The sequence below is a fragment of the Streptomyces sp. NPDC017979 genome (assembly GCF_044328175.1).
Classification (GTDB): Bacteria; Actinomycetota; Actinomycetes; order Streptomycetales; family Streptomycetaceae; genus Streptomyces.
Genome location: NZ_JBIRGU010000004.1, coordinates 442,664 through 465,371, shown reverse-complemented (window position 1 = coordinate 465,371; position 22,708 = coordinate 442,664). Strand labels below are relative to the sequence as shown.

Annotated in this window: 15 protein-coding genes; 5 read left to right on the top strand and 10 right to left on the bottom strand. The window is 72.0% G+C overall.

Going from position 1 to position 22,708, the window contains the following annotated elements:
• Positions 1-52: 52 nt before the first annotated feature.
• On the top strand, positions 53-2,182 hold the full coding sequence (locus tag ACH4E8_RS14990; RefSeq protein WP_398448056.1) for a M4 family metallopeptidase: 2,130 nt from the start codon (positions 53-55) through the stop codon (positions 2,180-2,182).
• Positions 2,183-2,321: 139 nt separating this feature from the next.
• Here the strand turns inward: ACH4E8_RS14990 and ACH4E8_RS14985 are convergent, their stop codons facing one another.
• Entirely contained in the window at positions 2,322-3,572 is a 1,251-nt protein-coding gene (locus ACH4E8_RS14985) for an acyl-CoA thioesterase/BAAT N-terminal domain-containing protein (protein ID WP_398448054.1), read from the bottom strand.
• 170 nt (positions 3,573-3,742) lie between these two features.
• Positions 3,743-4,909: a pentapeptide repeat-containing protein gene (locus ACH4E8_RS14980; RefSeq protein WP_398448052.1), complete on the bottom strand. Its 1,167-nt coding sequence runs from the start codon at positions 4,907-4,909 to the stop codon at positions 3,743-3,745.
• 314 nt (positions 4,910-5,223) lie between these two features.
• On the opposite strand from ACH4E8_RS14980, the gene ACH4E8_RS14975 reads away from it, so the two are divergent.
• Positions 5,224-6,732, top strand: a complete 1,509-nt coding sequence (locus ACH4E8_RS14975) for an SDR family NAD(P)-dependent oxidoreductase (RefSeq protein ID WP_398448050.1) — start codon at positions 5,224-5,226, stop codon at positions 6,730-6,732.
• Here the strand turns inward: ACH4E8_RS14975 and ACH4E8_RS14970 are convergent.
• Positions 6,711-7,982 carry a cytochrome P450 gene (locus ACH4E8_RS14970; protein WP_398448048.1) on the bottom strand — a complete coding sequence of 424 codons (1,272 nt, stop codon included), beginning with the start codon at positions 7,980-7,982 and terminating at the stop codon, positions 6,711-6,713. The two genes, ACH4E8_RS14975 and ACH4E8_RS14970, sit on opposite strands and share 22 nt — an antisense overlap.
• 443 nt (positions 7,983-8,425) lie before the next feature.
• Between ACH4E8_RS14970 and ACH4E8_RS14965 the strand changes: the two genes are divergently transcribed.
• Both ACH4E8_RS14965 and ACH4E8_RS14960 read left to right on the top strand, forming a co-directional pair.
• The gene (locus tag ACH4E8_RS14965) at positions 8,426-9,121 is read left to right on the top strand and encodes a DUF998 domain-containing protein (protein ID WP_398448046.1); all 696 of its coding nucleotides are present in this window, start codon (positions 8,426-8,428) and stop codon (positions 9,119-9,121) included.
• A gap of 312 nt (positions 9,122-9,433) precedes the next feature.
• Positions 9,434-10,030 carry a dihydrofolate reductase family protein gene (locus ACH4E8_RS14960; RefSeq protein WP_398448044.1) on the top strand — a complete coding sequence of 199 codons (597 nt, stop codon included), beginning with the start codon at positions 9,434-9,436 and terminating at the stop codon, positions 10,028-10,030.
• A 130-nt stretch (positions 10,031-10,160) separates the two neighbouring features.
• On the opposite strand, the gene ACH4E8_RS14955 is transcribed toward ACH4E8_RS14960, so the two are convergent.
• From ACH4E8_RS14955 to ACH4E8_RS14925, 7 genes are all read right to left on the bottom strand, one after another.
• Entirely contained in the window at positions 10,161-10,868 is a 708-nt protein-coding gene (locus ACH4E8_RS14955) for a response regulator (protein WP_398448042.1), read from the bottom strand.
• Positions 10,865-12,094 carry a sensor histidine kinase gene (locus ACH4E8_RS14950; protein ID WP_398448040.1) on the bottom strand — a complete coding sequence of 410 codons (1,230 nt, stop codon included), beginning with the start codon at positions 12,092-12,094 and terminating at the stop codon, positions 10,865-10,867. The genes ACH4E8_RS14955 and ACH4E8_RS14950 overlap by 4 nt, the downstream gene beginning before the upstream one ends.
• A gap of 118 nt (positions 12,095-12,212) precedes the next feature.
• Entirely contained in the window at positions 12,213-14,435 is a 2,223-nt protein-coding gene (locus ACH4E8_RS14945) for an MMPL family transporter (RefSeq protein ID WP_398448038.1), read from the bottom strand.
• Between the two features lie 753 nt (positions 14,436-15,188).
• The gene (locus ACH4E8_RS14940; protein ID WP_398448036.1) at positions 15,189-17,963 is read right to left on the bottom strand and encodes a cation-translocating P-type ATPase; all 2,775 of its coding nucleotides are present in this window, start codon (positions 17,961-17,963) and stop codon (positions 15,189-15,191) included.
• Between the two features lie 480 nt (positions 17,964-18,443).
• Positions 18,444-18,842 carry a DUF302 domain-containing protein gene (locus tag ACH4E8_RS14935; RefSeq protein WP_398448034.1) on the bottom strand — a complete coding sequence of 133 codons (399 nt, stop codon included), beginning with the start codon at positions 18,840-18,842 and terminating at the stop codon, positions 18,444-18,446.
• 307 nt (positions 18,843-19,149) lie between these two features.
• Positions 19,150-20,016, bottom strand: a complete 867-nt coding sequence (locus ACH4E8_RS14930) for a universal stress protein (protein ID WP_398448032.1) — start codon at positions 20,014-20,016, stop codon at positions 19,150-19,152.
• 260 nt (positions 20,017-20,276) lie between these two features.
• Positions 20,277-21,221, bottom strand: coding sequence for a 1-phosphofructokinase family hexose kinase (locus ACH4E8_RS14925; protein ID WP_398448030.1), 945 nt, complete (start codon positions 21,219-21,221; stop codon positions 20,277-20,279).
• Between the two features lie 613 nt (positions 21,222-21,834).
• Here ACH4E8_RS14925 and ACH4E8_RS14920 point away from each other — a divergent pair.
• Positions 21,835-22,089, top strand: coding sequence for a DUF1876 domain-containing protein (locus ACH4E8_RS14920; protein ID WP_398448028.1), 255 nt, complete (start codon positions 21,835-21,837; stop codon positions 22,087-22,089).
• Positions 22,090-22,708: the final 619 nt, after the last annotated feature.

Genomic DNA, 22,708 nt, shown 5'->3' with positions numbered 1-22,708 from the left:
CGCCGACGGGCCCGCCCAGGCCGTGGCACACGGCCGACGCAGAGGAGTTCAGATGACGCCACTCCCTCGTAGAGCACCAGCCGCCACCGCACTGCTCACCGGTATCGCGCTGCTCGCCGTGGTGCTGCCACCGGCGACCGCGGGCGCCGCGCCCGCCACGTCCACCACAGCTGCCGCATCCGCCGTGCAGCCCCGCGCGGGCGCGCTGCCCGCGCGCCTGAGCCCGGCCGAGCACGCCAAGCTCCTCGCGGACGCCACCGCGGCCCGCGCCGGCACCGCAGCCGCGCTCGGGCTGGGCGACAAGGAGCAACTCGTGCCGCGCAGCGTCCTCAAGGACGCCGACGGCACCCTGCACACCCGCTACGAACGCACCTACGAGGGGTTACCCGTCCTCGGCGGTGACCTGGTCGTGCACACCGCCCCGTCCGGCCGGATGAAGGGCTCGACGAAGGCCACCAAGGCCCGGATCGCCGTCCCCGGCACCAGCCCGGCCCGGACCGCGGCATCGGCCCGTGCGTTCTCGCTGGGGACGGCGAAGGCGGCGGGCACCAAGGGCGCCGCGCTCGGCCAGGCCCCCCGCAAGGTCGTCTGGGCGGCGGCCGGCGGCCGTCCCGTCCTGGCCTGGGAGACCGTCGTCAAGGGCAGCCAGCCCGACGGCACGCCCAGCGAACTCCACGTCGTCACCGACGCGACCACCGGAGCCGAACTGCACCGCCGCGAAGCGGTGGTGAACGCCGCCGGCAGCAGCGCCGACGCCCGGGAGGCCGGTTCCGTCCGCCAGCGGGCCGCGGCGAAGCCGGCGGAGACGAAGCCGGCCCCGAAGGCGGACGCCCTCGGGACCGGCCGCACCCGCTACAGCGGCGACGTGCAGCTGGGCACCTCCCGCTACGGCTCCCTGTACAACATGACCGACAGCGCCCGGGGCGGGCACCGGACGTACGACCTCCTGAACGGCTCCGGCGGCTACGGCTACGGCGGCCGCCTCGTCACCGGCACGGACAACGTCTGGGGCGACGGCACCTCGGCGAACCGGCAGACCGACGCGGCTGACGCCGCCTACGGGGCCCAGGTGACCTGGGACTACTTCGCCGAGGTGCACCAGCGCTACGGCGTGCGCAACGACGGCGACGGCGGGTCCAGCAAGGTGCAGGACTCGGTCCACGGCCGCGGCGCCTACTGGTGGGACTCCTGCTTCTGCGTGATCTACGGCCCCGGCGGCACCACCCCGTACACCTCCATCGACATGGCGGCCAACGCGCTGGGCACCGGACTCATCAACAACACCACGAAGTTCTACTCCGGCGAGTCAACCGGGCTCTGGGCGGCGACCACGGACATCTTCGCCGCCGCCGTCGAGTTCCACGCGAACAATCCCCACGACCCCGGTGACTACCTGACCGGCGAGAACGTCGACATAGGCGGCCTCAACGCCCGGCACCGCCAGATGGACCGGCCCTCGAAGAACATCAGGGGCACGGACTACTGGCACCCGCGCATCGCCTCCAGCGACTCAGGGGCCTACAGCGGCGGCCCGGCCACGCACTGGTTCTACCTCCTCTCGGAGGGCGACGGCGCCAAGACCGTCAACGGGGTCGCCTACGACAGCCCCACCCACGACGGACAGCCCGTCACCCCCATCGGACGCGCCGCCGCCGAGCGGATCTGGTACCGCGCCCTCACCGTCTACATGACCTCCACCACCGACTACGCCGGGGCACGCGCCGCCACCCTCGCGGCCGCGGCCGACCTCTACGGGGCGTCCTCCCAGACGCACCACCGGGTCGCGGACGCCTGGGGTGCCGTCAACGTCGGCACCCGGCCCGGCGGTTCACCGAGGCCGGTCGGCCCCAGCTTCGAGAACACCGCCAACTACCCCATCCCGGCCGGACCCGGTACGGCCGAGTCCCCGATCACCGTCACCGGGGTCCCCGGCAAGGCGTCCAACATCCTCGTCGTCGACGTGAGTCTCGCCGGCCCCGCGATGCCGATGGAGCTGGTGGCGCCGGACGGCACCACCTATCCCCTCGTCACCAAGTGGACTCTTGAGAACGGACCCACCTCCGGGAGCACCGGCGTCGACGCGTCCAGCGAGACCGCCAACGGCACCTGGAAGCTGAGGGTGCAGGGCGAGGAAGGCAACACCTGGAGCTACATCGACAGCTGGAAGCTCAACTTCCTCTGATCCGAGGACCGGGTGACGCCGCAGACCCGGCGACGCCGTTGACCGGTTGACCCGCCGCCCCCGATCACGACGCGGGGGCGGCGGCCGGACCCCGAGTCCGACCGTCGCCCCCGCGCACCAGATCGCTCCGACCGCGTCCTCAGTCCTGGAGCAGCGACAGCACCTGCGGCCAACTGTCCGCTCGGGCCGCGGCGTCGGCTGCCCGGGTGCCACCCATGTCCATGGCCTGGCCCGTCAGCCCGTGCTTGCCGCGCAGCCCGGCCGCGACGTACGGATACGTGCCGACGCCGTGCCCGGCACCCGGGTAGACCAGGGCCCGGTGCTGCTGCCCCGAGGCGCCGCGCTGCTTCCCGATCCCGACCGTCCAGCCCTCCGCCGGCCACAGCCCGTCCATTCCGCCCCCGATCGCGAGCACCGTGCCGCGCACCCGGTCGAGGGGAATGGGCTTCAGCTCCGTCGGTTTGCCGCCCTTCGTCCACGCCGGCACCTTCGGGTCGGGCAGCCCCGGGTTCGTGTCGCGGCTGGGGGCGTACAGGACGACGTCCTGGACCAGGTCCGGGTGGTGGTGGGCCAGGAGCTGCGCGGCCTCGGAGCCGCGTGAGTAGCCGATGACGGACGGCCGCTGTGCTCCCGCGCCGGACTCGCGGTGCAACAGCCGCGCCGCGGCGGCGAAGTACTCCACCTCGATCCGCTCCAGGTTCTTCGGACGCTCGGGACAGCCGAAGTAGCACAGGGCCAGCACGGGGTGCCCGCGGGAGGCCAACAGCGCGGCGGCGTGCTTGTCGCCGGGGCCGCCTTCCGAGCCGCCGAAGCTGAGCACCGGCGGGCGACGCGGAGCCTCGGGGCCCGGCACGTACAGCGTGCCGACGCCCCCGTCCCGCGCCGCGGTCAGCGTGCGGTGGGTGACGCCCTCGCCCATCCAGGTGCGGGTCAGCCGCTCCGACGCGACCTGCTTCCCGTCGACCTCGACCGCCAGGTGCACGTCGTGCGCCGGCTGCGACTCCGGCCACTTCGCGTAGAACCACGCCTCGTCCGCCGGCGCCTTCTTCGAGTTCATCGACCAGAACAGGCCCATGCCGTCGGCCTTCCCGTACGTCCCCGAACGCGGCCGGGCCCGCGTCAGGTCCACCGCGCCCGACTCGTCCGCCGTGAACGCGGCCCGCCCCGACCACGACGTCCCCTCGTTGTCCGCGGCCTGCGACGTGACCACCACCTCCTGACCCGCGTCAAGACCGGTGATCTCGATCCGCACCGGCTCATCAGCCAGCGCCACCACCTTGTCGACCCGGATCCGCACGTCGCCGCCGCCATCGCCGGCCCCGCTGCACCCCACGGCGAACAGCACGAGCCCCATCGAGGCGGCAGCCGCCCGCAAACCTGCCCTCAGCATTCCCGAGCCCCCGTACTCATCCGTCTTCCCTCCTGTTTCCTTCGGAGGATGCGCCATGCCGACGGCGCTTGCACGGGCCCGGCCCGGCAGCGTCCGCCGCCCGCAGGCTGCTGCACGACGGCAGCCCCACCCTTGCGGGTCTGGTCGGACCCGTAGGCCGGACCCCGCGGTCACGGCACGGACCGCAGCGGCGGATGCTGCGTCGTGATCCCCGAGGGCTGGAGCAGGGGAGGGGGCTCGGGCCCCGGATCCCCGGTGGTGACGACACCGGCGGCCGCGTGGTCGAAACCGGCCGGCCAGCGGGTCCGGTCGCTGACCAGGGCGCCGGTCAGCCGCGCCTGGCGGAGGTCGGCCGTGCTCAGGTCGGAGCCGCGCAGGTCGGCCAGCCGCAGATCGGCGCCGCGGAACACGGCGCGGCCGGCGTCGGCCTTGCGCAGGTTCGCCTCGCGCAGGTCGGCATCGCTGAAGTCCGCGTCACGCAGGTCCGTTTCGACCAGCCGGGCGCCCCGCAGGTCGGCGAGGACGCAGCGGGCCCGGCGCAGGATCGCCGTCCTGAGGTCGGCGTGCCGCAGGTTGGTGGAGACGAGGGACGCCTGCGTCAGATTGGCGTGGTAGAGGCCCGCCGCCTCCATGCAGGACCGGTCGAGGTTGACCTCGGTCAGCCACAGCCCGTCGCAGTCCGCCCGGCGCAGGTCCGTGACGCTGAGGTTGATCCAGGACAGCTCACGTGGGTGGAGCAACAACACCCCCAGCCCGGTCAGCGCCACCTGGGCGTCGGCAACGCGGACCTCCAGCGGCACGACGTCGTTGATGGGCGCGTCCGCCGCCGGCGCCTCCGGTCCGGTGGGCGGCCAGGGCAGGTGGGTGCGCAGGTACGCGGCCTGGATGGAGATGACGGCCTGCCGGTCGCGGGCGGAGTGCTCCGCGATCCGCCACAGCGCGTGGAGCCCGCCGATGCGCGTCGCCAGCTTGTCGCTGCCCAACTGGTCGACGGCCGTGCTGAACCGGTCGGTGACGTAGCCCTCCTGGGTGGCGCGCAGCCCGTCCTGGCTCACCCGCAACTGCCGCCACGTGGCATATGCGCCGAACAGCACGATCACGCCGCCCACGGCCTGGAGCAGCGTCGTACGGACGTCGTTCACCGCCTTCAGCCGGTCCTGCGCGGCGACGCTCGCCCCGCCGAGGTCGTGGTCGACGACCAGGCCCGGCACGACGACGAGCAGCGCGCCCAGAGCGGCCAGCCCCGCCGCCCCGGCCAACAGGGCCGCGGTCGTACGACGCCTGGCCGGCCGGTCGCGCCCCGGACTGCGACTGCTGTTCGGTTCCCCCGCCTCCATGGGCATGTGAGCCTAGACGCCGCCCAAAATGCGATCAACACGCGGGAGTTGGGGCGCGGATGCGACAGGGGGCGGGGCCGTCGCCCCATCCGCTGTGCGACGCACTCGTCACGGGCGCACCCCCACCTGGCCCAGCTCTAACCCTGGGTAACCATGCGCTCACTGGGGTCGCACCTGGAGGGCTCGTGACCGTCTGCGACGGCCGGACGAGTTTGGTGCCGGGCCCCCGCGCTACGTAAAGTTGCGCTTTTGGAGCATCCGCGGTCGATCCCAGGCGAGCCGCGGCACGAGCGCGATGAGGAACGACAGCGGCGATGACGGTCACAGACGAGAGCCAGCAGGAAGGCACCGGCGCCGTCGCCGGGGCCGACGCGTACGGCCCGGGCATCGCTCCCGAGCGCCTCGCCGTCTGCCTCAGCGTGCTCGAAGAGCTCGACCGGCTGGACGTCGACCACCCCGACGCGATCGCCGTGCGCCGCGCCACGGCCGGGATCTACCGCACCGTGAAGCAGCGCCGCCGCCAGGAGCGCCGGGCCGCCAAGACCGCCCACGACAAGGCCGTCACCGAATCCACCGCCACCGGATCCGCGCAGCGCATCGACGACGAGACCGAGGGCATCCTGCCGTCGTCGGTCACCGAGGCGGGCAAGATCGCGGGGATACTCCAGCGCCCCCGCTCCTGCTACACCTGCAAGACGCGGTACGTGGAAGTCGACTACTTCTACCACCAGCTCTGTCCCGAGTGCGCCTTCCTGAACCGCGCCAAGCGCGACGCCCGCGCCGACCTCACCGGCAAGAGCGCGCTGCTCACCGGCGGCCGCGCCAAGATCGGCATGTACATCGCGCTGCGGCTGCTGCGTGACGGTGCTCACACCACGATCACCACCCGGTTCCCCAAGGACGCCATCCGCCGGTTCAAGGCGATGGAGGACTCGGCGGACTGGATCGACCGCCTCGAAGTCGTCGGCATCGACCTGCGCGACCCGGCCCAGGCCGTCGCCCTCGCCGATCAGGTCGCCGAGCGGGGCCCGCTGGACATCCTGATCAACAACGCCACGCAGACCGTGCGCCGGCTGCCGTCCGCGTACGCCGCGCTCGTCGAGGGCGAGAGCGCTCCGCTGCCCGCCGGCGAGCTCCCCGCCCACCACGTCATCGGCGCCTTCAACTCCGGCGCGGTGGACGGCCTCGCCGCGCTGCCCGTCGGCGTCACCGGGCTCGACGCGCAGAAGGTCGCCGACCTCGCCCTGGTCGCGGGCAACGCCAGCGTCGAGCGGCACCGCGACGGCAGCGCCATCGACGCGGGCGGCCTGGTGCCGGACGTCGTCGACAGCAACACCTGGGTGCAGTCCATCGAGCAGATCTCCCCCGTGGAACTCCTCGAAACCCAGCTGTGCAACTACACGGCGCCGTTCATCCTCATCAGCAAGCTGCGCACGGCGATGGCCGACGCGGCGCGCAAGGCGCCGAGCGGGCGCGCGTACGTCGTGAACGTCTCCGCGATGGAGGGCGTGTTCGGCCGCGGCTACAAGGGCGCCGGCCACCCCAACACCAACGCCGCGAAGGCCGCCATGAACATGGTGACGCGGACCAGCGCCCAGGAGATGTTCCAGAGCGACGGCATCCTCATGACCTCCGTCGACACCGGCTGGATCACCGACGAACGCCCCCACTACGACAAGCTGCGGCTGGCCGAAGAGGGCTTCCACGCCCCCCTCGACCTGGTCGACGGCGCGGCCCGCGTCTACGACCCGGTCGTGCGCGGCGAGGCGGGCGACGACGTCTACGGCGTCTTCCTGAAGGACTACGCCCCCGGCAAGTGGTGACGCCCCAGCGGGGCTGCTGACATCGGGGACGGGACGATCCACAGCTCGGACGGACCGTTGACGATGACGGACTCCAGCCGGGGCGGCGCCGGGCGGGACGGGGCCAGCACGGCGTCGGGGTAGGCGCCGAACAGGCCGTGCAGGGCCACTTCGGCCTCCAGCCGGGCCAGGGGCGCGCCGAGGCAGAAGTGCGGGCCGTGACCGAAGGCCAGGTGCTCCTTGCTGTCGCGCGTCGGATCGAAGTCGTCGGGCCGGTCCGGATGGACCTCCGGATCGCGCCCGGCTGCGCCGAAGCCCAGCAGGATCGGCTCGCCGCGCAGGATGACCACGCCGTCGCCGAGGTCGATGTCCGTCAGCGGGTAGCGCAGGGGCAAGTGCATCACGGGGCATTCCTGACGCAAGATCTCCTCGATGACGTCCTCCCAGCTCAGGGAACCGGCGAGGACGGCTGCCAGGTGGTGGGGGTGGGTGAGGAGGGCATCGATGGCGCTGGTGATGAGGTTGACCGCGGTCTCGTAGCCGGCGCTGAGCATCAGATAGAGGATGTCCCGGCACTCTTGATCGGTATGGCCGACTCCGTCGTCGTCCCTGGCGAAGGCCACCTCGCTGGCGAGATCGGTCCCGGGGACGCGCCGCTTGAGCTCCAGTAACTCGGTGAGGGCGGCATCGAGGGCGGCCCGTGAGGCTGTCATCTGCTCAGCGGTTGCCGTGGTCGTCAGCAGGGCGTCCATCGGCGCGGTGAGCCGGTGCCGCATGTCGGCGGGCACCCCGAAGAGGTCGCAGATCACCGTCGTGGTCAAGGGTTTCGACAGGGCCTCGCGGACGTCCACCGCCTCGCCGGGGCCGAGTGAGCGCAACCCGGCCACGAGGGCAGTCGCCGTCGCTTCGATCCCGGGCCGCAGCGCTGCCACCCGGCGGGGCGAGAAGGCGGGCGTCATCTGCCGTCGTCCCGACCGGTGCCGGTCGCCGTAGCGGTTGAGGAAGTTGTAGCCGAGGGCGATGGCCCCCATCGGCCAGCCCTCGGGGATCGCCGCCAGGCCGGGCCAATGCCGGTACGGGTCGCGGGAGACCCTCGCATCGGAGGCGAGCGCACGGATCACCGAACTGCGCGTCACCGACCAGGCGATGACTCCATCGGGAAGTTCGACCCGCACGGCCGGCCCCGCCGAGCGCAGGTCCGCGTTCTGCTGGTGCATAGCCCGGCCACTCATGTCCAACACAGGGCAGCCGCGGTCGTCGTCAGGAGTCATGGCGTTGCTCCTCGGAGTCTCTCGTGCCGAGTTCTGGCGGTCGGTACGGGGACCGATGTGGTCTGCGGGCTCTGCCTCCGTTGTAGAACGCCACGGGAGAGCCGTCAACGGATCGTTCGGCCGCACCGGGAGGCACGTCTGCGAGCCCCTGACCCTCCGGGTGCGCCGTTGTCTTCGCTGATCACGGCGACCCGATGCCGGAACGTCGGGTGCGATCCAACGACCGAACCGGCCGCCGACCGCGTTCTCCCGGCGACATCGCCGCCCGCGGGCCCCTGCCCCACTTCCTTCGGCGAGTCCCGGCCGGGCGCGTCACCGGAGCGCACCGGCACGGCGGGCGATGGACGGGAGCCCACGCGTTCCCTGTCACATCGGTGGATCGACGTAGAGGCGAGCCCCACAGAAGAAGCCCGAGGCTCGCCCGTCCCTCGAAGGAGCCCGCCGTGACCACCACCACCCGTCTTCCGCGTACCGGAACCGCCACCGGCCGGACCGGCACCGCCGCCACGCGCGACGCGACCGGCACCCGAACGCTGCTCGCCTGCGCCGCCGTCGCCGGTCCGCTGTGGGTGGCCGTGTCGATCGCCCAGGCACTCACCCGCGAAGGCTTCGAGCCGACCCGGCACCCGCTCAGCCAACTGGCCACCGGCTCGCTCGGCTGGCTGCAGATCACCAACTTCGTGATCGCCGGCGTTCTGGCCACCGGGGGCGCGACCGGGCTGCGCCGGGTCATGCGGGGAACGGCCGGCGGCGTCGCGGTGCCGTGGCTGGTCCGGGTGATCGGCATCGGCATGGTCGCAGCCGGGCTGCTGACGATGGACCCCGCTGACGGTTTCCCCGTGGGCACACCGGAGGGCATCCCGGAGTCCATGAGCTGGCACGCGTACGGGCACATGATCGCCGGGTCGGTCACCTTCACCGCACTGATCGCTGCCGGCTATCTGCTCGGCCGGCACTTCTCCCGGCTCGGGAACCAGCGGCTGGCCGTCGTCTCCCGCGTCGCCGCCACCGTGAAGCTGACCGGCGACGCGTGGGCGATGGGCGGCGGCCCGGCCGGCGCGTTGACCATAGCCACCGGCACCACCGTCATGTTCGCGCTGCTCGCGTTCGTGGCCGTGCACTACCGGCGCACCGCCTGAGCAACACCACCGCCGGCCCGCGACGGCGCGGCCCGGCGAGCACAGCCCGGCGCGGGCCGGTGGGCACAGCCCTCGGACAAGCCCGCGCGCGATCACCGAGCGGGCAGAAGAGCCCCGGGCTCCGGTGGCCCGGGACAGCCACCGCCCGGATGCGTTCGACGCCGCGTTGACGCACCCGTCGCCGGAAGCGGGCGCTTGAAGATCACCTACAGCGGGTGCTCACCGGAAGAGAGCGCCGGGACCGATGAGTCCCGAACGACTCGACGAACCCGATGACCAGCAATCAACCAAGCAAGGATGCGAGACAGTTCGATGCGTATCGTGATAGGTGAATTCGTCAGCCTGGACGGCGTCATGCAGGCGCCGGGCGGCCCGGAGGAGGACACCGACGGCGGGTTCGCCCACGGCGGCTGGGCACACCCCTTCTTCGACCCGAAGGTGATGGGCGGCGCCCTCGCCGAGTGGGCCGCCGATACCGAAGCCCTGCTCTTCGGGCGCCGCACATGGCAGGTCATGGCCGCATCATGGCCCGGCCGGGCCGGTGACCCCTTCGCCGACCACATGAACTCGGTCGACAAGTACGTCGTCTCCAGCACCCTGGGCGAACCCGACCTGACCTGGAACAACACCACCCGCATTGCTGGGGACCGGGCTCTGGACCAGATCCGGAAGCTGCGCGGCACCGAGGGCCGGGACCTGGTGGTGATGGGCAGCCTCTCGCTCGCCCGCACCCTCCTGACGGAGGGACTGGTCGACGAGCTGCGGCTCATGACCATGCCGGTGCTCCTCGGCGGCGGAAAGACGGTCTACCCGGCCGACGGCGGACTGCGCACGCTGGAGCTGGTCTCGACCGAGGTCAGCAGCACGGGCGTGCATGTGTGCACCTACCGGCCGGTGGTCGCGGCGTAGTCCGACGCCCGGGTCCGGGTTCGCACGGCGCGGCCGGAAACCCATCCGGCCGCGCCGGTCCGGCATGCGGCACGGACATGGCCCGCGCGAGGTTCTTGGTCGACGTACCGGACGTCGTGGGCGGCGTGCTTCAGGGGCCGCGTCCGCTGGGGGGACGGGCGGGGGGCGGCTGCGGCACGCGGGCGAAGCCGGTTCGGTAGGCGAGGGCCACGAGTTGGGCGCGGTGGTGGGCGCCGAGTTTGTGCATGATGCGCTGGACGAAGGTGCGGACGGTCAGCGGGCTGACGCACAGGCGCTCGGCGATCTCGTCGTTGGTGAGCCCTTCTGCCGCGCAGAGCAGGACTTCCTGTTCGCGGGGGGTGAGGTTGTCCATCTCGCGGGGGGTGGCCTGGGGGCGGTCGGGGCCGGAGGCGGCGAGGTAGCGGGTGACCACGGCGTGGGTGGCCAACGGGGAGAGCACCATGTCGCCGGCCGCGACGGTGCGGATGGCGGCGAGGAACTCGGCGGGGCCGACGCCTTTGCCGAGGAAGCCGTTGACGCCCGCGCGCAGGGCCCGGGTGATGTAGTCGTCAGTTTCGAAGGTGGTCAGGATCAGGATGCGGGTGCCGGCCAGTTGGGGATCGGCGGTGATCTGCGCGGCGGCGGACAGCCCGTCCTGGTGGGGCATGCGGATGTCCATGACCACGACGTCCGGTGCGGTGGTGCGGGTCAGCCGTACGGCCTGGTCGCCGTCGGCCGCGGTGGCGACGACCTCAAGGTCGTCGGTGGCGTCGATGAGGACCTGGAAGGTTGCGGCGAGGAGCGCCTGGTCGTCGGCGAGCAGCACGCGGATGGTCACGGGGCGTCCTTGTCGTGGGCGCGCGGGCGGCCTGCCGGGGAGTACGCGGGGGCGGGAAGCTCGGCCCGCACCTCGAACCCGGTGTCGTCGCGGGGGCGGGCGTGCAGGTGTCCGCCGACTGCGTGGGCGCGTTCGCGCATGCCGATGAGGCCGTATCCCGCGGCGCCGCGGGCCTGTAGGGGCGGGCCGTTGTCGGTGACCGTCAAGGTCAGCAGGTCGTCGGCGTAGTGCAGGCGGACCGCGGCGGTGGTGGTCAGGGCGTGCTTGGAGACATTGGTGAGCGCTTCTTGCACGATGCGGTAGGCGGTGAGGTCGACGCCGGGTGACAGCGGCTGCGCGGCACCGTCCTGGGTGAGGGTGACGGTGAGGCCGACCCGGTCGAACGAGGCGATCAGATCCGGCAGCCGGGCCAGTCCGGGGGCGGGCTCCTGCGAAGGGCCGTGGGGTTCGTCGCGTTCGCGCAGCAGGCCCACGGTCGATCTCAGTTCGCCCAGCGCCGAGTTGAGGGTGGCGGTGAGGTCGTGCATGACCTGCTGCGCCGTGTCGGGCCGGCTGGCCAGCAGGTAGTCGGCGGTGGCGGCCTGAGCGTGGGCAAGCGTGATGTGGTGGGCCACGACGTCGTGCAGTTCGCGGGCGATGCGCATCCGTTCGGCGCCCACGCGCCGACGGGCCTCTTCCTCGCGGGTGCGCATCGCCATCTCCGCGCGTGCTTCCACCGCGGTGACGTAGTCGCGACGGTTGCGCAGGGAGTCGGCCACGGCCGGGGCGACGAGGACGAAGGCCGCCAGTCCCACCTGTTCGGGCCGCAGTTGCGGGCCGCCCGGCTGCCACAGGGCGGAGGCGGCCAGTAGCGCCAGGGCGGAGGCGGCGGTGTAGCGGGCGGCGGTGCGGCTGTCGCTGTGCCAGGCCAGTGAGGCGAGCGCCGCCATGACGGGGCCGGTGAAGGTGGAGCCGAACTCGTACCCGTAGGCGGGGCCCATGGCGCCGAGGACGGCGGTGCACGCGGTGGTGGTGATCACGGTCAGGCGCGGGTGGCTGCGGCGCGCCAGCAGCGCCGCGCAGGCCAGGACGGCCACGAGGGCGGCGGCCGGCGGCGGCCAGCGCACGATCAGGGGCGGCTGGTCCATGGAGGTGGAGAGCAGCGCGATGGCGCACAGGGCGCCGGCCATGGCGGCGTCGAAGCCGCGGGGGTGGCGGTGGGCCCACGACCGGATGTCGGCGAACAAGCGCCCTCCTTCAGGGGTGTGCTTGGCGGTTGTCGTCTGCGGCCGGGGCGGGCGGCCCCCGCGCATGCGGGAAGCCCCGGGGCCCGCAGGTCGGCGGGCGCCCCGGGGCCGTGGTGGGTCAGGCGTTCACCGACTCCTCCCGTGACGAGGTGGCGGCCGGAGCGGGGTGCTCGGTGGCGAGGCTGCGGGTGAGCTTCTCACCTTCGACGTCCAGGTCGGGCAACAGCCGGTCCAGCCACCCGGGCAGCCGCCAAGCCGTGTGCCCCAGGAGCGCGAGCGCGGCCGGGACGATGGTCATGCGGACGACGAACGCGTCGAAGAGGACGGCGGCGGCCAGTCCCAGTCCGAGCATCTTGACCATGGAGTCGGTCATGCCGATGAAGCCGGCGAAGACGGCGATCATGATGACGGCGGCTGCCACGACGACGCGGGCGCTGTGCCGGAATCCGGTGACGACGGCCTGCGCGGGCGGTTCCCCGTGGACGTGGGCCTCGCGAACGCGGGTCACCAGGAAGACCTCGTAGTCCATGGCCAGGCCGAAGACCACGCCGATCAGGAAGATCGGCATCATGCTCATCACCGGTCCGGTCTGGGCGACGCCGAACAGGCCCGCGAGCCAACCCCACTGGAAGACCGCGACGATCACGCCGAAGGCCGCGGCGACCGAGAGCAGGAAGCCGAGGGCCGCCTTGAGCGGGACGAGGACCGAGCGGAACACGAGCATCAGGAGCAGGACGGCGAGTCCCACCACCACTGCGAGGTAGGGGACGAGGGCGGCGGTGACCTTGTTGGAGACGTCGATGTTCATCGCGGTCTGGCCGGTCACCCACATCGAGGCGCCGGATGTGCTCTTCAGGTCGGTGGCCTCGGAGCGGATCGTCTTGACGAGGTCCTTGGTCGCGCTGGCGCTGGGGCCGGTGCCGGGCACTGCGGTGATGATCGCGGTGTCGCCGGCCTCGTTGAAGGTGGCGGGTGACACGTCCACGACGCCGTCGGTGGCGGCGAGGGCCGTGCGGGCCAGTGCGGCGGCGGCCTTCGGGTCGTCGGCGCCCTTGGCGTCGATGACGATGGTCAGGGGCCCGTTGAAGCCGGGGCCGAAGCCCTGGGCGAGCTCGTCGTAGGCGCGGCGCTGCGTGGTCGAGGTGGGCTGCGCCTCGTCACCGGGCAGGGTGAGCTGGAGATCCAGTGCCGGTACGGCGACGACGCCGAGCCCCGCCACGCTCAGCAGCAACGTGGCCAGGGGCCGCCGGATGACGAAGCGCGCCCACCGGCTTCCAGCGGGCTCCTTCTCAAGTTCCTTCCCGGGCGCGGACGGGGGCGCGGTGGCGGTGCGGCGCTCGGCCCGCGGCAGGACGGCCCGGGGAAAGAACCCGAGGAGGGCGGGCAGCAGCGTCAGGGCGACGAGTACGGCGATGACGACGGTTCCGGCGGCTGCCAGCCCCATGTCGGTCAGCATCGGCACGCCCGCCACGGACAGCCCGGCAAGCGCGATGACGACGGTGGCGCCGGCGAAGACGACGGCGGATCCGGCGGTGCCCACCGCCCGGCCCGCGGCTTCTTCCGGCGTGCGTCCGCCGGCTCGTTCTGCGCGGTAGCGGGAGACGATGAACAGGGCGTAGTCGATGCCCACAGCCAGGCCCAGCATCAGGGCCAGGGTGATCGTCGTGGTGGACATGCCCGCGGCCACGATGGCGCAGACTCCGGCGCCCAGCCCGATGAGCGCAGTGATCAGGGGGAGTCCGGCGGCGACCATCGACCGGAAGGTGATGAACAGCACGAGCGCGGCGACGGCGATGCCGATCAGTTCGGTGACGCCGCCGAGTTCGGGGCCGCCGTCGACGACGGAGCCTCCGACCTCCACCGTCAGGCCCGCCGCGCGGCCGTCTTCGACCGCGTCCATCAGCGCGGCGGACGTGGTCTCGCTCAGGTCGTCGCTGGAGACGGTGTAGGTGACGGTCGCGAACGCGGTCGTGGCGTCCTTGCTGACGGCGCCCGGAACAAAGGGGCTTGAGGCGTCCTTCACCTGCGGGCCGCGCGCGATGGCGGCCACGACCTTCTCGACGGCCGCCCGGTGCTCGCGGGCGGTCACCTTCTGCCCGTCCGGCGCGGCGAAGACGACGCGGGCGTCCGCACCCTCCGCGTTGTCCCCGGGGAAGCGCTCGTCGAGCAGGTCGAACGCCTTCTGCGACTCGGTGCCCGGCACGGAGAACCCGTCCTCCTCGGCGGCCGGGGCGCTGAGGGCGGCGAAGGAACAGGCCGCCAGGATCGCCACCCACAGGAGAGCGAAGTAGCGGCGCTGCCGGAAGGACAGCCGGCCTAGCCGATAGAGCAAGGAAGCCATGACGAGGGCGCTCCAGTCGAAGAGGAGAAGGATGGTGCCGCGGCCGCACCGTGCGCGTCGCCGGCGCAGACGGTCCGCGGTCTCATCTCCATCGTTGGCAACACCGGCCGCCACGTCGTCCGGCTCCTGCAGACAACCGCCCGTACTGCAGGTGCAGTACCGGCGTGGCAAAGCCCCACCCCTGAGGAGTAGGACGTCCGGCGGCTCCCGCCCGCCGACCGATCGGCGTCCGCCGTGGACAGGCAACTGCCAGTCGCCGCCGCGGTTCTCCTTCTTGCTCAAGGCAGGCCCACCCGCAGGACGCGGGAGTTTCCGCCGTCATTCATGCCCCAGGCTCCGCCGGACGCATCTTCCTCGGCGGAAGTGAGCCATCCCATCGCGGACGACCTCGCGACGAACAGGCTGTACGCGTCCGAGGAGCCGGCGGCGGGGTCTCGCCACGGGTGCAGGGCCAGATCGCCGAACAGAGCCGCGAACATGGGTGCTGTCGGGCATGATGCTCAATTCCGTCGGCAGTTGATGCTGCGAGTGGGTGTGGTGAGCGTGCCCGGGTCGTCGGCGACGCCGACCAGATCCACACTGTGCCTTTGTTCCGCCAGCTGCCGTCGGAGCGTGCCGGGGCGACCGGCTCTCCTGTGCTGCGTCAGACCGGGTGAGCTCGTGCGCTCCGTCCGGCCGGTTTCAGAGGACGGGACGCAGCGGTGAAGGTGACCTCGGACTGCCGGGCGTGAGCCTTCCAGGCAGGGCGCGGTGTCACAACTGGCCTACGGCGCCGTTTTTCGCCGGGGCTGGCTGGGTGTGTCGTCGGAGGAGGTAGCGACGTAGTTCGTCCGCGCCCCAGACGACGAACGGGTAGGGCAGTAGCAGGAGCATGGTGCTGGCCGGTAGCGGGGCGGTGCCGAGGAGGGTTTGGAGCGGTGGGGCGTAGACGAAGACGGCGACGAGTGCGATCTCGCCGGCGATGGCGGCGAGGAGGTAGCGGTTGGAGGTGACGCCGATGGAGCGCAGGGAGGCGCGTTGGGTGCGGACGGCGAAGGCGGTGCCGATCTGTCCGGCGATCATGCCGAGGAAGGCCATGGTGGTGGCCTGCTGGTAGGCGTGGTGCAGGGGTGCGCCGGGGCCGGTCGGGTCGCCGGGGTGCCAGCCGGCGTGGGTGAGGACGTAGAAGAAGCCGGCCATCTGCAGGGCGGCGACCAGCAGGCCGAGGAAGAGCCAGGCGCGGAGCAGCATGGGGGTGCGGATGACGCCTTCGGAGCGGGGACGCGGGGGGCGTTGCATGAGGCCGGGTTCGGCCTTCTCGCGGCTGAGGGCCAGGGCGGGCAGGGTTTCGCAGCCGACGTCGAAGGCGAGGAGTTGGAGGATGGTCAGGGGCAGGGGGACGGCGCCGCCGCTGAGGGCGAAGACGAGGAAGGGCGTCACCTCGGGGGTGGCGTGGGCGAAGATGTAGATGATGAATTTGCGGACGTTGTCGTAGATGCGCCGTCCGTCGCGGACGGCTTCGACGATCGAGGCGAAGTTGTCGTCGGTGAGGATCATCGTCGCGGCTTCCCGGGCGACGTCGGTGCCGGAGCGGCCCATGGCCACGCCGATGTCGGCGCGGTGGAGCGCGGGGGCGTCGTTGACGCCGTCGCCGGTCATCGCCACGACGTGCCCTTGGCCGCGCAGGGCCTCGGTAATGTGGAGCTTGGCCTCGGGGGAGGCGCGGGCGAAGACGATGTCGCCTTCGGTGCGGACCAGTTCGGCGACTTCGTGTTCGTGCATCCGGTCGAGGTCGTCGCCGGTGACGACGCGCGGGTGGGGGCCGGTGATGCCGACGCGGCGGGCGATGGCGGCCGCAGTGAGCGGGTGGTCGCCGGTGATGACGATGATGCGGATCCCGGCGGTGTGGCAGTGGGCGACGGCATCGGCCACCTCGGGGCGGGGCGGGTCGAGGAGGGCGATCAGTGCGACGAAGCACAGGTCCCGCTCGGCGTCGGCCCGCCGGTGCGGCGGCCGGCGTTCCCTCACCAGGGTGCGCCGGGCCAGGGCGAGCACCCGCAGCCCGTCGGAGGCGTAGGCGTCGACCTGCGCGGTGATGCGCGCGCGGGCGGCATCGTCCAGGGCGCCGGGCCGTCCGTTCTCGTCCAGCAGGGTTGTGCAGTGCGGTAGGACCGCCTCCGGTGCCCCTTTGGTGTGGATCACGAGGTCGTCGCCGTGCTGGTCGATGGTGGACATCATCTTCAGCTCGGGGTCGAAGTGGAACTGCCAGCGCCGCACGGCTTCCCGGCGGTCGGCGTCGGGGTCGGCGCCCAGGACCTGGGCGGCCTGCAGGACGGCCACTTCGGTGGGATCACCGGTCGCTTCGGCGTTCGGCCGGAGGCGGGCGTTGTTGCAGGCCGCGGCGATGCGGGCGGCCGTCTGGAGCGCCGGCCCGGGCTCCGGTACGGGCCCTGTGTGTTCCCGGGCACCGAGGTCGGTGGGGCCGGCTGCGGTCCATGCGGCCACGGGGCGCATGCGGTTCTCGGTGATGGTGCCGGTCTTGTCGGTGCAGATGACGTCCGTCGAGCCGAGGGTCTCCACCGCGCTGAGCCGTTTGACCAGGGCGCCACGGGCCGCGAGCGCCCCCACGGCCACGGCCAGCGCCAGGGTGATCACCGGAAGCAGACCCTCGGGCACCATGCCGGCCAGCAGCCCGGCTGCGAAGATCACCGACTGGACCAAGGGCAGGCCCGCGCCGAACACGGCCAGCGGGACGAACGCCAGCGCCAGCGCCACCGACACCGCGGCGATCAGCCACGCCACCCGCCGCACCTGAAGCTCCAACGGGCTGGGCTCCTGCTTGACCCGCTGCGACAAAGCGGCAATACGGCCCAGCTCGGTCGCCATGCCGGTGGCGAACACCACGCCGTGCGCCTCGCCCCCAGTGCAGTTCGTGCCGCTGAAGACCAGATCGTGGGCGCGCAGCACCGGCACGTCGACGTCCAGGATGGCCGCCGACCGCAAGGCGGGAATCGACTCTCCGGTCAGCGCCGACATGTCCACCTCGATCGCACCGGTCAGCAGCCGCACATCGGCGGCGATCCGGTCACCCTCCTCGATCACGACGATGTCGCCCGGCACCAGCTCGACGGCGTCGATCTCCACCCGGACACCGTCACGCACCGCTTTGGCCCGCTGAGGCAGGTACTGCGCCAGGGCCTCCACCGCCCGTTCGGCCTGCACCTCCTGGACAAAGGCGAACCCGGCGTTCAGCAGAATGATCAGCACCACCGCAGCAGCGACCACATGAGAGCCGACGGCGAACAGGAGCGCGGCCGCCAACCACAGCAGCAATGCCAGCGGATGGGTGAACTGCCGGCCCAGCTCCCGCGGCCAGCGCCGCCCGTGCCTGCGCTCCAGCTCGTTGCGCCCGTGCTGCACCAGATGCCGCCGCGCCTCCGCGCTCGACAGTCCCCGCCGCGAACTGCGCAGATCACGGAGCAACAACTCCGCGGCCTCCTCCGGATCCACGCCGGGAGGCCGCAGCCACGCTTCATGCCGACTCCTCACCGCAGGAGACTACTGGTCAAACTGCCGTAATTGCCGCCATAACAGACTTGGCGTCAGTGAGAGTTCCGCGTCTCCGGCCGTGTCCCGCACCAGAAACCCCGGGGCGAGGAAGGTGGCACAGGCCCCGGCCGGAGCTGTTGGCGGACATGTTGAGAGCATCGGCGGACGAGTTGATGCGCCCAGTCGCGTACGGGTGAACGCGCAGACGTGTTGTGGCTGGGCGCGCACCCCGATGAAGGGCGTCTCGGCGAGCGTGACGGCTCCGCGCCCGTCGGTTTCATGGGCGGCGCCCCGGGGGCTCGGCGGCACGCCCTGACGGTCGAACAGGTGCCGCAGGTCACGGTCGTCCGGTACGAACACCTCGATGGCACAAAGGTGTGCTCTCCGTCCCGCCCGGCTACGACGTCCGCGGTACGACGTCCTTGCCCGCCCGACCGACGCTCGCGGAGGGCGGGGCCTTTGCACGGCGTCGCCGACCGTTCACGCACCGCCCTTCGCGAGGGAGGACAGTGCGGCGTCGAGTAGGCGGGTCGCCTCGTCCGCGACGGGGGCCATGGCGTCGACGCCGGTGAGGGCGACCATGGTGGAGGGGTCGATCGCCTGCACGATCACCTGGTCGTCCTCCGTGCGGACCACGACGTTGCAGGGGAGCAGGAGCCCGACTGCGGGGTCGGCGTCCAGTGCCTGACGGGCAAGCGCGGGATTGCACGCTCCAAGGATCAGGTACGGCTCCATGTCGTGGTCGAGCTTCGCCTTGAGCGTGGCCCGGACGTCGATCTCGGTCAGGATGCCGAAGCCTTGGTCGGCCAGCGCACGGCGTACGGCCTCCACGGTTTCGTCGAAGGCGCCCGCCAGTTTGATGCTGCGGTCATACGGCATGCTCTCCACCTCACTTCTCCTACGAAACCCGATCGGCACATGGCGCGGGCCCGGTCGCGGCACCGGCAGCACGATGCCCTGACCGGATTCGTCCCGAGGCGCATCACCGCAGCGGTGGTGGGTACTCCTGTGGCCCGCCTCCCAGCGTGACTACGGGGCGTCCCGCGCGCCACCCGTGTCCACGTCCGGCGCGCGGCCCGCTCCCGCGCGCCTTTGCCCGTAGGGGCGGGCCCGAGGCGAGGCATGTCCCGACCGCGGACGCGTCGTCGTCAAGCGCGGGCGTGATGGGCTCCCGCGGTTGCCTGGCTCAGTCGTGTGGGACGACAACGACCGGGCAGCGCGCGTGATGTAGGGCGGCATGGGCTACCGGACCGAGGCGCGGTGCGAGGACGGGACGCTGCTTGCGCCGGCCGACGACCAGCACATCGGCCCCCTCTGCGGCGCGCACGACGGCCTCGGCCGGACTTTCAAGCCGAACGGCGTCGACCGGCTCCACGCCGGGGAACTTCTCGCGCCAGGGGCGGAGGACCTCAGCCAACCGTTTCTGCGCCACCTGCGTGACCTCCTCGATGACGTCGTGGTCCACGCCCCCCGGAGCGTGCGCGTGAATGGGCAGGCTCCGACCGTGGACGACCCGGAGGGATACACCGCGGGCCGCGGCGGCCTTGAAGGCGAAGGAGAGCAGGTCATCGCAGGGACCGTGCAGCTTCAGTGCCACCACGACGCTGGCACCGGCGGATGGCGAGCCTACTTCGCGGGCAGTCAGGCGGACCAGGGCCACGGGCCGGTTGGCCCGCGCCACCACGGCCATGCTCACGGAGCCGAGGAAGTAGCTCTCGGCGGACGTCAGGCCGCGTGACCCCAGTACCGTCAGATCGGACTCGGATGCCGCCTTCAGCAGCGCGTCCTGCGCGTCGTCGGCAGCCAGGTTGCCGACGACCCGGAGGTCTGGGTGGCGTTCCTGGATCTCCGTTTGCGCCTGGCGCACGAGCCGTTTCGCCCAGTAGTTCTGGTCGACCTCCGATGCGGCACGGATCGGCTCGGGAGCGAGCATGGGCCAGGCGTGCAGCAGATGCAGCGTGTCCTTGCGCCGTGCGGCCTCGTCGGCGGCCCAGTGAGCGGCAGCCATGCTCTCGGGTGAGCCGTCCAGGCCGACCGTGACGACGGGCTCCATGCAAGATGCCTCCGTCTCGAACCGTGGGAAGGGAGTGGGCGCGTCGGCTGCCGAAGGGCGGAGCACGCCTTCCCCTCAGTCGAGGACTACCTCAGATCGCCCCGGCGCGCATGCGCGCGACAGGACCCCGCCGGTTCGGGAGCGCCGCTGCTTCATGGCCGTGCGCCGGAGCAACCGGTGGTTCCCGGGAGGCCGAGGCCCCCGGCCCCCTCCCGGTGGTGCGGCTCCGGTCGAGGCCGTGGTGGACACTCACAGGTGTGTCATCCGCGGCGCTGGAACCTCGTTCCCACCTCGGGGTGGAGGGACCGGGCCACTTCCGGGTCGAAGGGCTCGGTGCTGGGAGTGAGCATGGACGCGGCGGCCACGGCCACTCCCAGCGAGCAGGCGTCGACCGGTTCGTCTCCGGCAGTCAGCCTCGTGGCGATGGCGGCCACCATGCCGTCTCCCGCACCGGCATCGCTCAACGGCTCGCCGGGCAACGGCGGCGCGTGCAGTTCGACGTGGGCCTCCCGGGTCGAGCACACCGCGCCCAACGCTCCCACCGTGGTGACGGCGACCTCGGCGGCCCCCGTGGTGAGCAGGTGCTCGTTGACGGCGCGGGCGTCGTCCAAGACGAGGACGTCCCGACCGGTCAGGCTCGCCGCCTCCGTCCGGTTGCACCTGAAGAGGAAGACGCCTTCCGACAGCGCTGCGCCGAGCGCCGGCCCGGAAGTGTCCAGAACCAGTCGGCATCCGGCCTCCTTGGCGCGGCGGGCGACGGCTGCGTAGAAGTCGGTTGGCAGGCCGCCCGGCAGGCTGCCGCTGGCGACGACGTACGGGTGTTCTGCCATGACCCGCTCCAGCACGTCCAGGCACCACACCGCTTCGTGGTCGCGCAGTCGTGGGCCGGGCGGCACGATGTGGTAGCTGTGCCGCGGATCCGTCGTGACCAGCACGAGTGCTTCGCGGGTCTCGCCCTCGACGTCGACGGCGACGTGGTCGACGCCCTCTTCGTCCAACAGCCGGTTCAGGCGCAGCCCCACCTCGCCACCGGCGGTGTGGACGGCGGTGGCCCGCCCTCCGAGCCGCATCACACCACGGGCCACGTTGATCCCCCCGCCCCCGGCGGTCACCGACCTGACTCGGGCGCGGTTCTTGCCGATGCCCTCCAGGCGCCCGACCTCCCAGCAGAGATCGACGGCGGGGTTCATCGTCAACGTGAGCACGGACGGCCCAGCAGCCTCACGCCCCGACTCCCTCGCGTTGTCGGTGCTCCCGTCCGCGGCGGGGCCCGGCCTCCCGACCGTGTTCACCGCGGTGCGCAGGCCGACGTGTCCGACCGCGCTCGGCGTACCGCCTGTTCGACACGGCCTCGCGTCATCACGCTCACCTCCGTGGACGGAAACCCGAACCGCTCTCCATGCTGGGGCAGTACGAGGCCACCCGCATGCCGACCGCACTGCCCCGCCTCCGGCGCCCGCTGCCCACTCCCACGGTTCCCCAGCCTGCCCGGGACGGCCGACCGCGGGGCCACACCGTTGCTCGGGCGCCCGCCACCGCGAGGTGTTGCCCACCGCGCCCCGGGCAACGAGGGCACTCCTCGGAGCCTGCGGCACCACGTGGACGTCATGCCGCGTTGTTCGGCCTCGTCGGGGGCGGGCGGAGAACTTATGGTGTTGGTAGTGGTAATCCTGCAACGGCCGTGTTGCCCGCCCGACGAAGCTGCCCAGCCGGGAAACGACCGAGAATCGGGCGACCACTTGTCGGAGGCCACTGAACGCACGAAGCCACAACGCCATGCCTGGTCGTCCCGGCCAACTGACACCCACGGAGGAAGCCATGACGCGCACCCTGGATTGGAAGGTTCGCGTCCATCTCTTCGAAGAGGAAGGAACGACGAAAGCACGCGCCGTCCTCGACACGGGTACTGCCGTCCTCACGGGCCATGGGGTCGCGCACTGCAACCCGGCGGACATGGACGTGCCCGAGATCGGCGACGAGCTTGCGGCCGGTAGGGCCATGCGCGACCTCGGTCAGCAGCTGGTGACCGCCGCGGAGCGGGACATCGAGGGGGCGGAGAGCGTCACGCGCTGAGTTCGTGGCGCGGCCGACGGGGCATCCGGCGCGTGTCGACGCGGAAACGCGGCACCGGCACACCGAGCTGTCCCGTACCTGGTCGTGCACGGGCGGATGGCCAATCGCAACAGACCGCGAGGGCCGATCGGGACCACCGGACGGTGGGGTGCTCCCCTTCCACCGTCGACCACATGTGTCGCCGAGGCATCTCAGAGCGGGCCGCAAGGACGTAGCCCTCTCGCTGAGGACCATCGACAGCCGTACGCGGGACGGTGTCCGACCTGCGGGAGGAAGCAGTGTTGCGGACGGCCACGACCGGGCATGGGATTGCGGCCCTCGGGATCGCCGCGGCGGCCGTCTCGTACGCACTGTGGCAGCTCCGGCCGGTGTGATGGCGAGCGCGCCGGGCCTGGCGTCGTGTGAACCTACGGTCTCGCGGCTTGCGCAAGGTCAGGGGGGACGTGTCACGGTTGCTACGGCAGTTTCGGGCGGCTGCGGAGCTACTGGGCGCTAGCCACTCGGGTGGGCGTGCTGGCTGGGCGTGACGCTGCGTGCGGGACGCCGAGCGCCTGAGGTCTAGGCCATGTCCGGCGGACCATGATGTCGACAGGGTGTGGGTCGCGATCGTCCATCTGGC

Bases quoted from the DNA above. Each gene is read 5' to 3' on its own strand.
- ACH4E8_RS14980 (WP_398448052.1), bottom strand. From the start codon at position 4,909: ATGGAGGCGGGGGAACCGAACAGCAGTCGCAGTCCGGGGCGCGACCGG.
- ACH4E8_RS14960 (WP_398448044.1), top strand. From the start codon at position 9,434: ATGCGTATCGTGATAGGTGAATTCGTCAGCCTGGACGGCGTCATGCAG.
- ACH4E8_RS14920 (WP_398448028.1), top strand. From the start codon at position 21,835: ATGACGCGCACCCTGGATTGGAAGGTTCGCGTCCATCTCTTCGAAGAG.
- ACH4E8_RS14975 (WP_398448050.1), top strand. From the start codon at position 5,224: ATGACGGTCACAGACGAGAGCCAGCAGGAAGGCACCGGCGCCGTCGCC.
- ACH4E8_RS14990 (WP_398448056.1), top strand. From the start codon at position 53: ATGACGCCACTCCCTCGTAGAGCACCAGCCGCCACCGCACTGCTCACC.
- ACH4E8_RS14945 (WP_398448038.1), bottom strand. From the start codon at position 14,435: ATGGCTTCCTTGCTCTATCGGCTAGGCCGGCTGTCCTTCCGGCAGCGC.
- ACH4E8_RS14970 (WP_398448048.1), bottom strand. From the start codon at position 7,982: ATGACTCCTGACGACGACCGCGGCTGCCCTGTGTTGGACATGAGTGGC.
- ACH4E8_RS14935 (WP_398448034.1), bottom strand. From the start codon at position 18,842: ATGCCGTATGACCGCAGCATCAAACTGGCGGGCGCCTTCGACGAAACC.
- ACH4E8_RS14985 (WP_398448054.1), bottom strand. From the start codon at position 3,572: ATGCTGAGGGCAGGTTTGCGGGCGGCTGCCGCCTCGATGGGGCTCGTG.
- ACH4E8_RS14930 (WP_398448032.1), bottom strand. From the start codon at position 20,016: ATGGAGCCCGTCGTCACGGTCGGCCTGGACGGCTCACCCGAGAGCATG.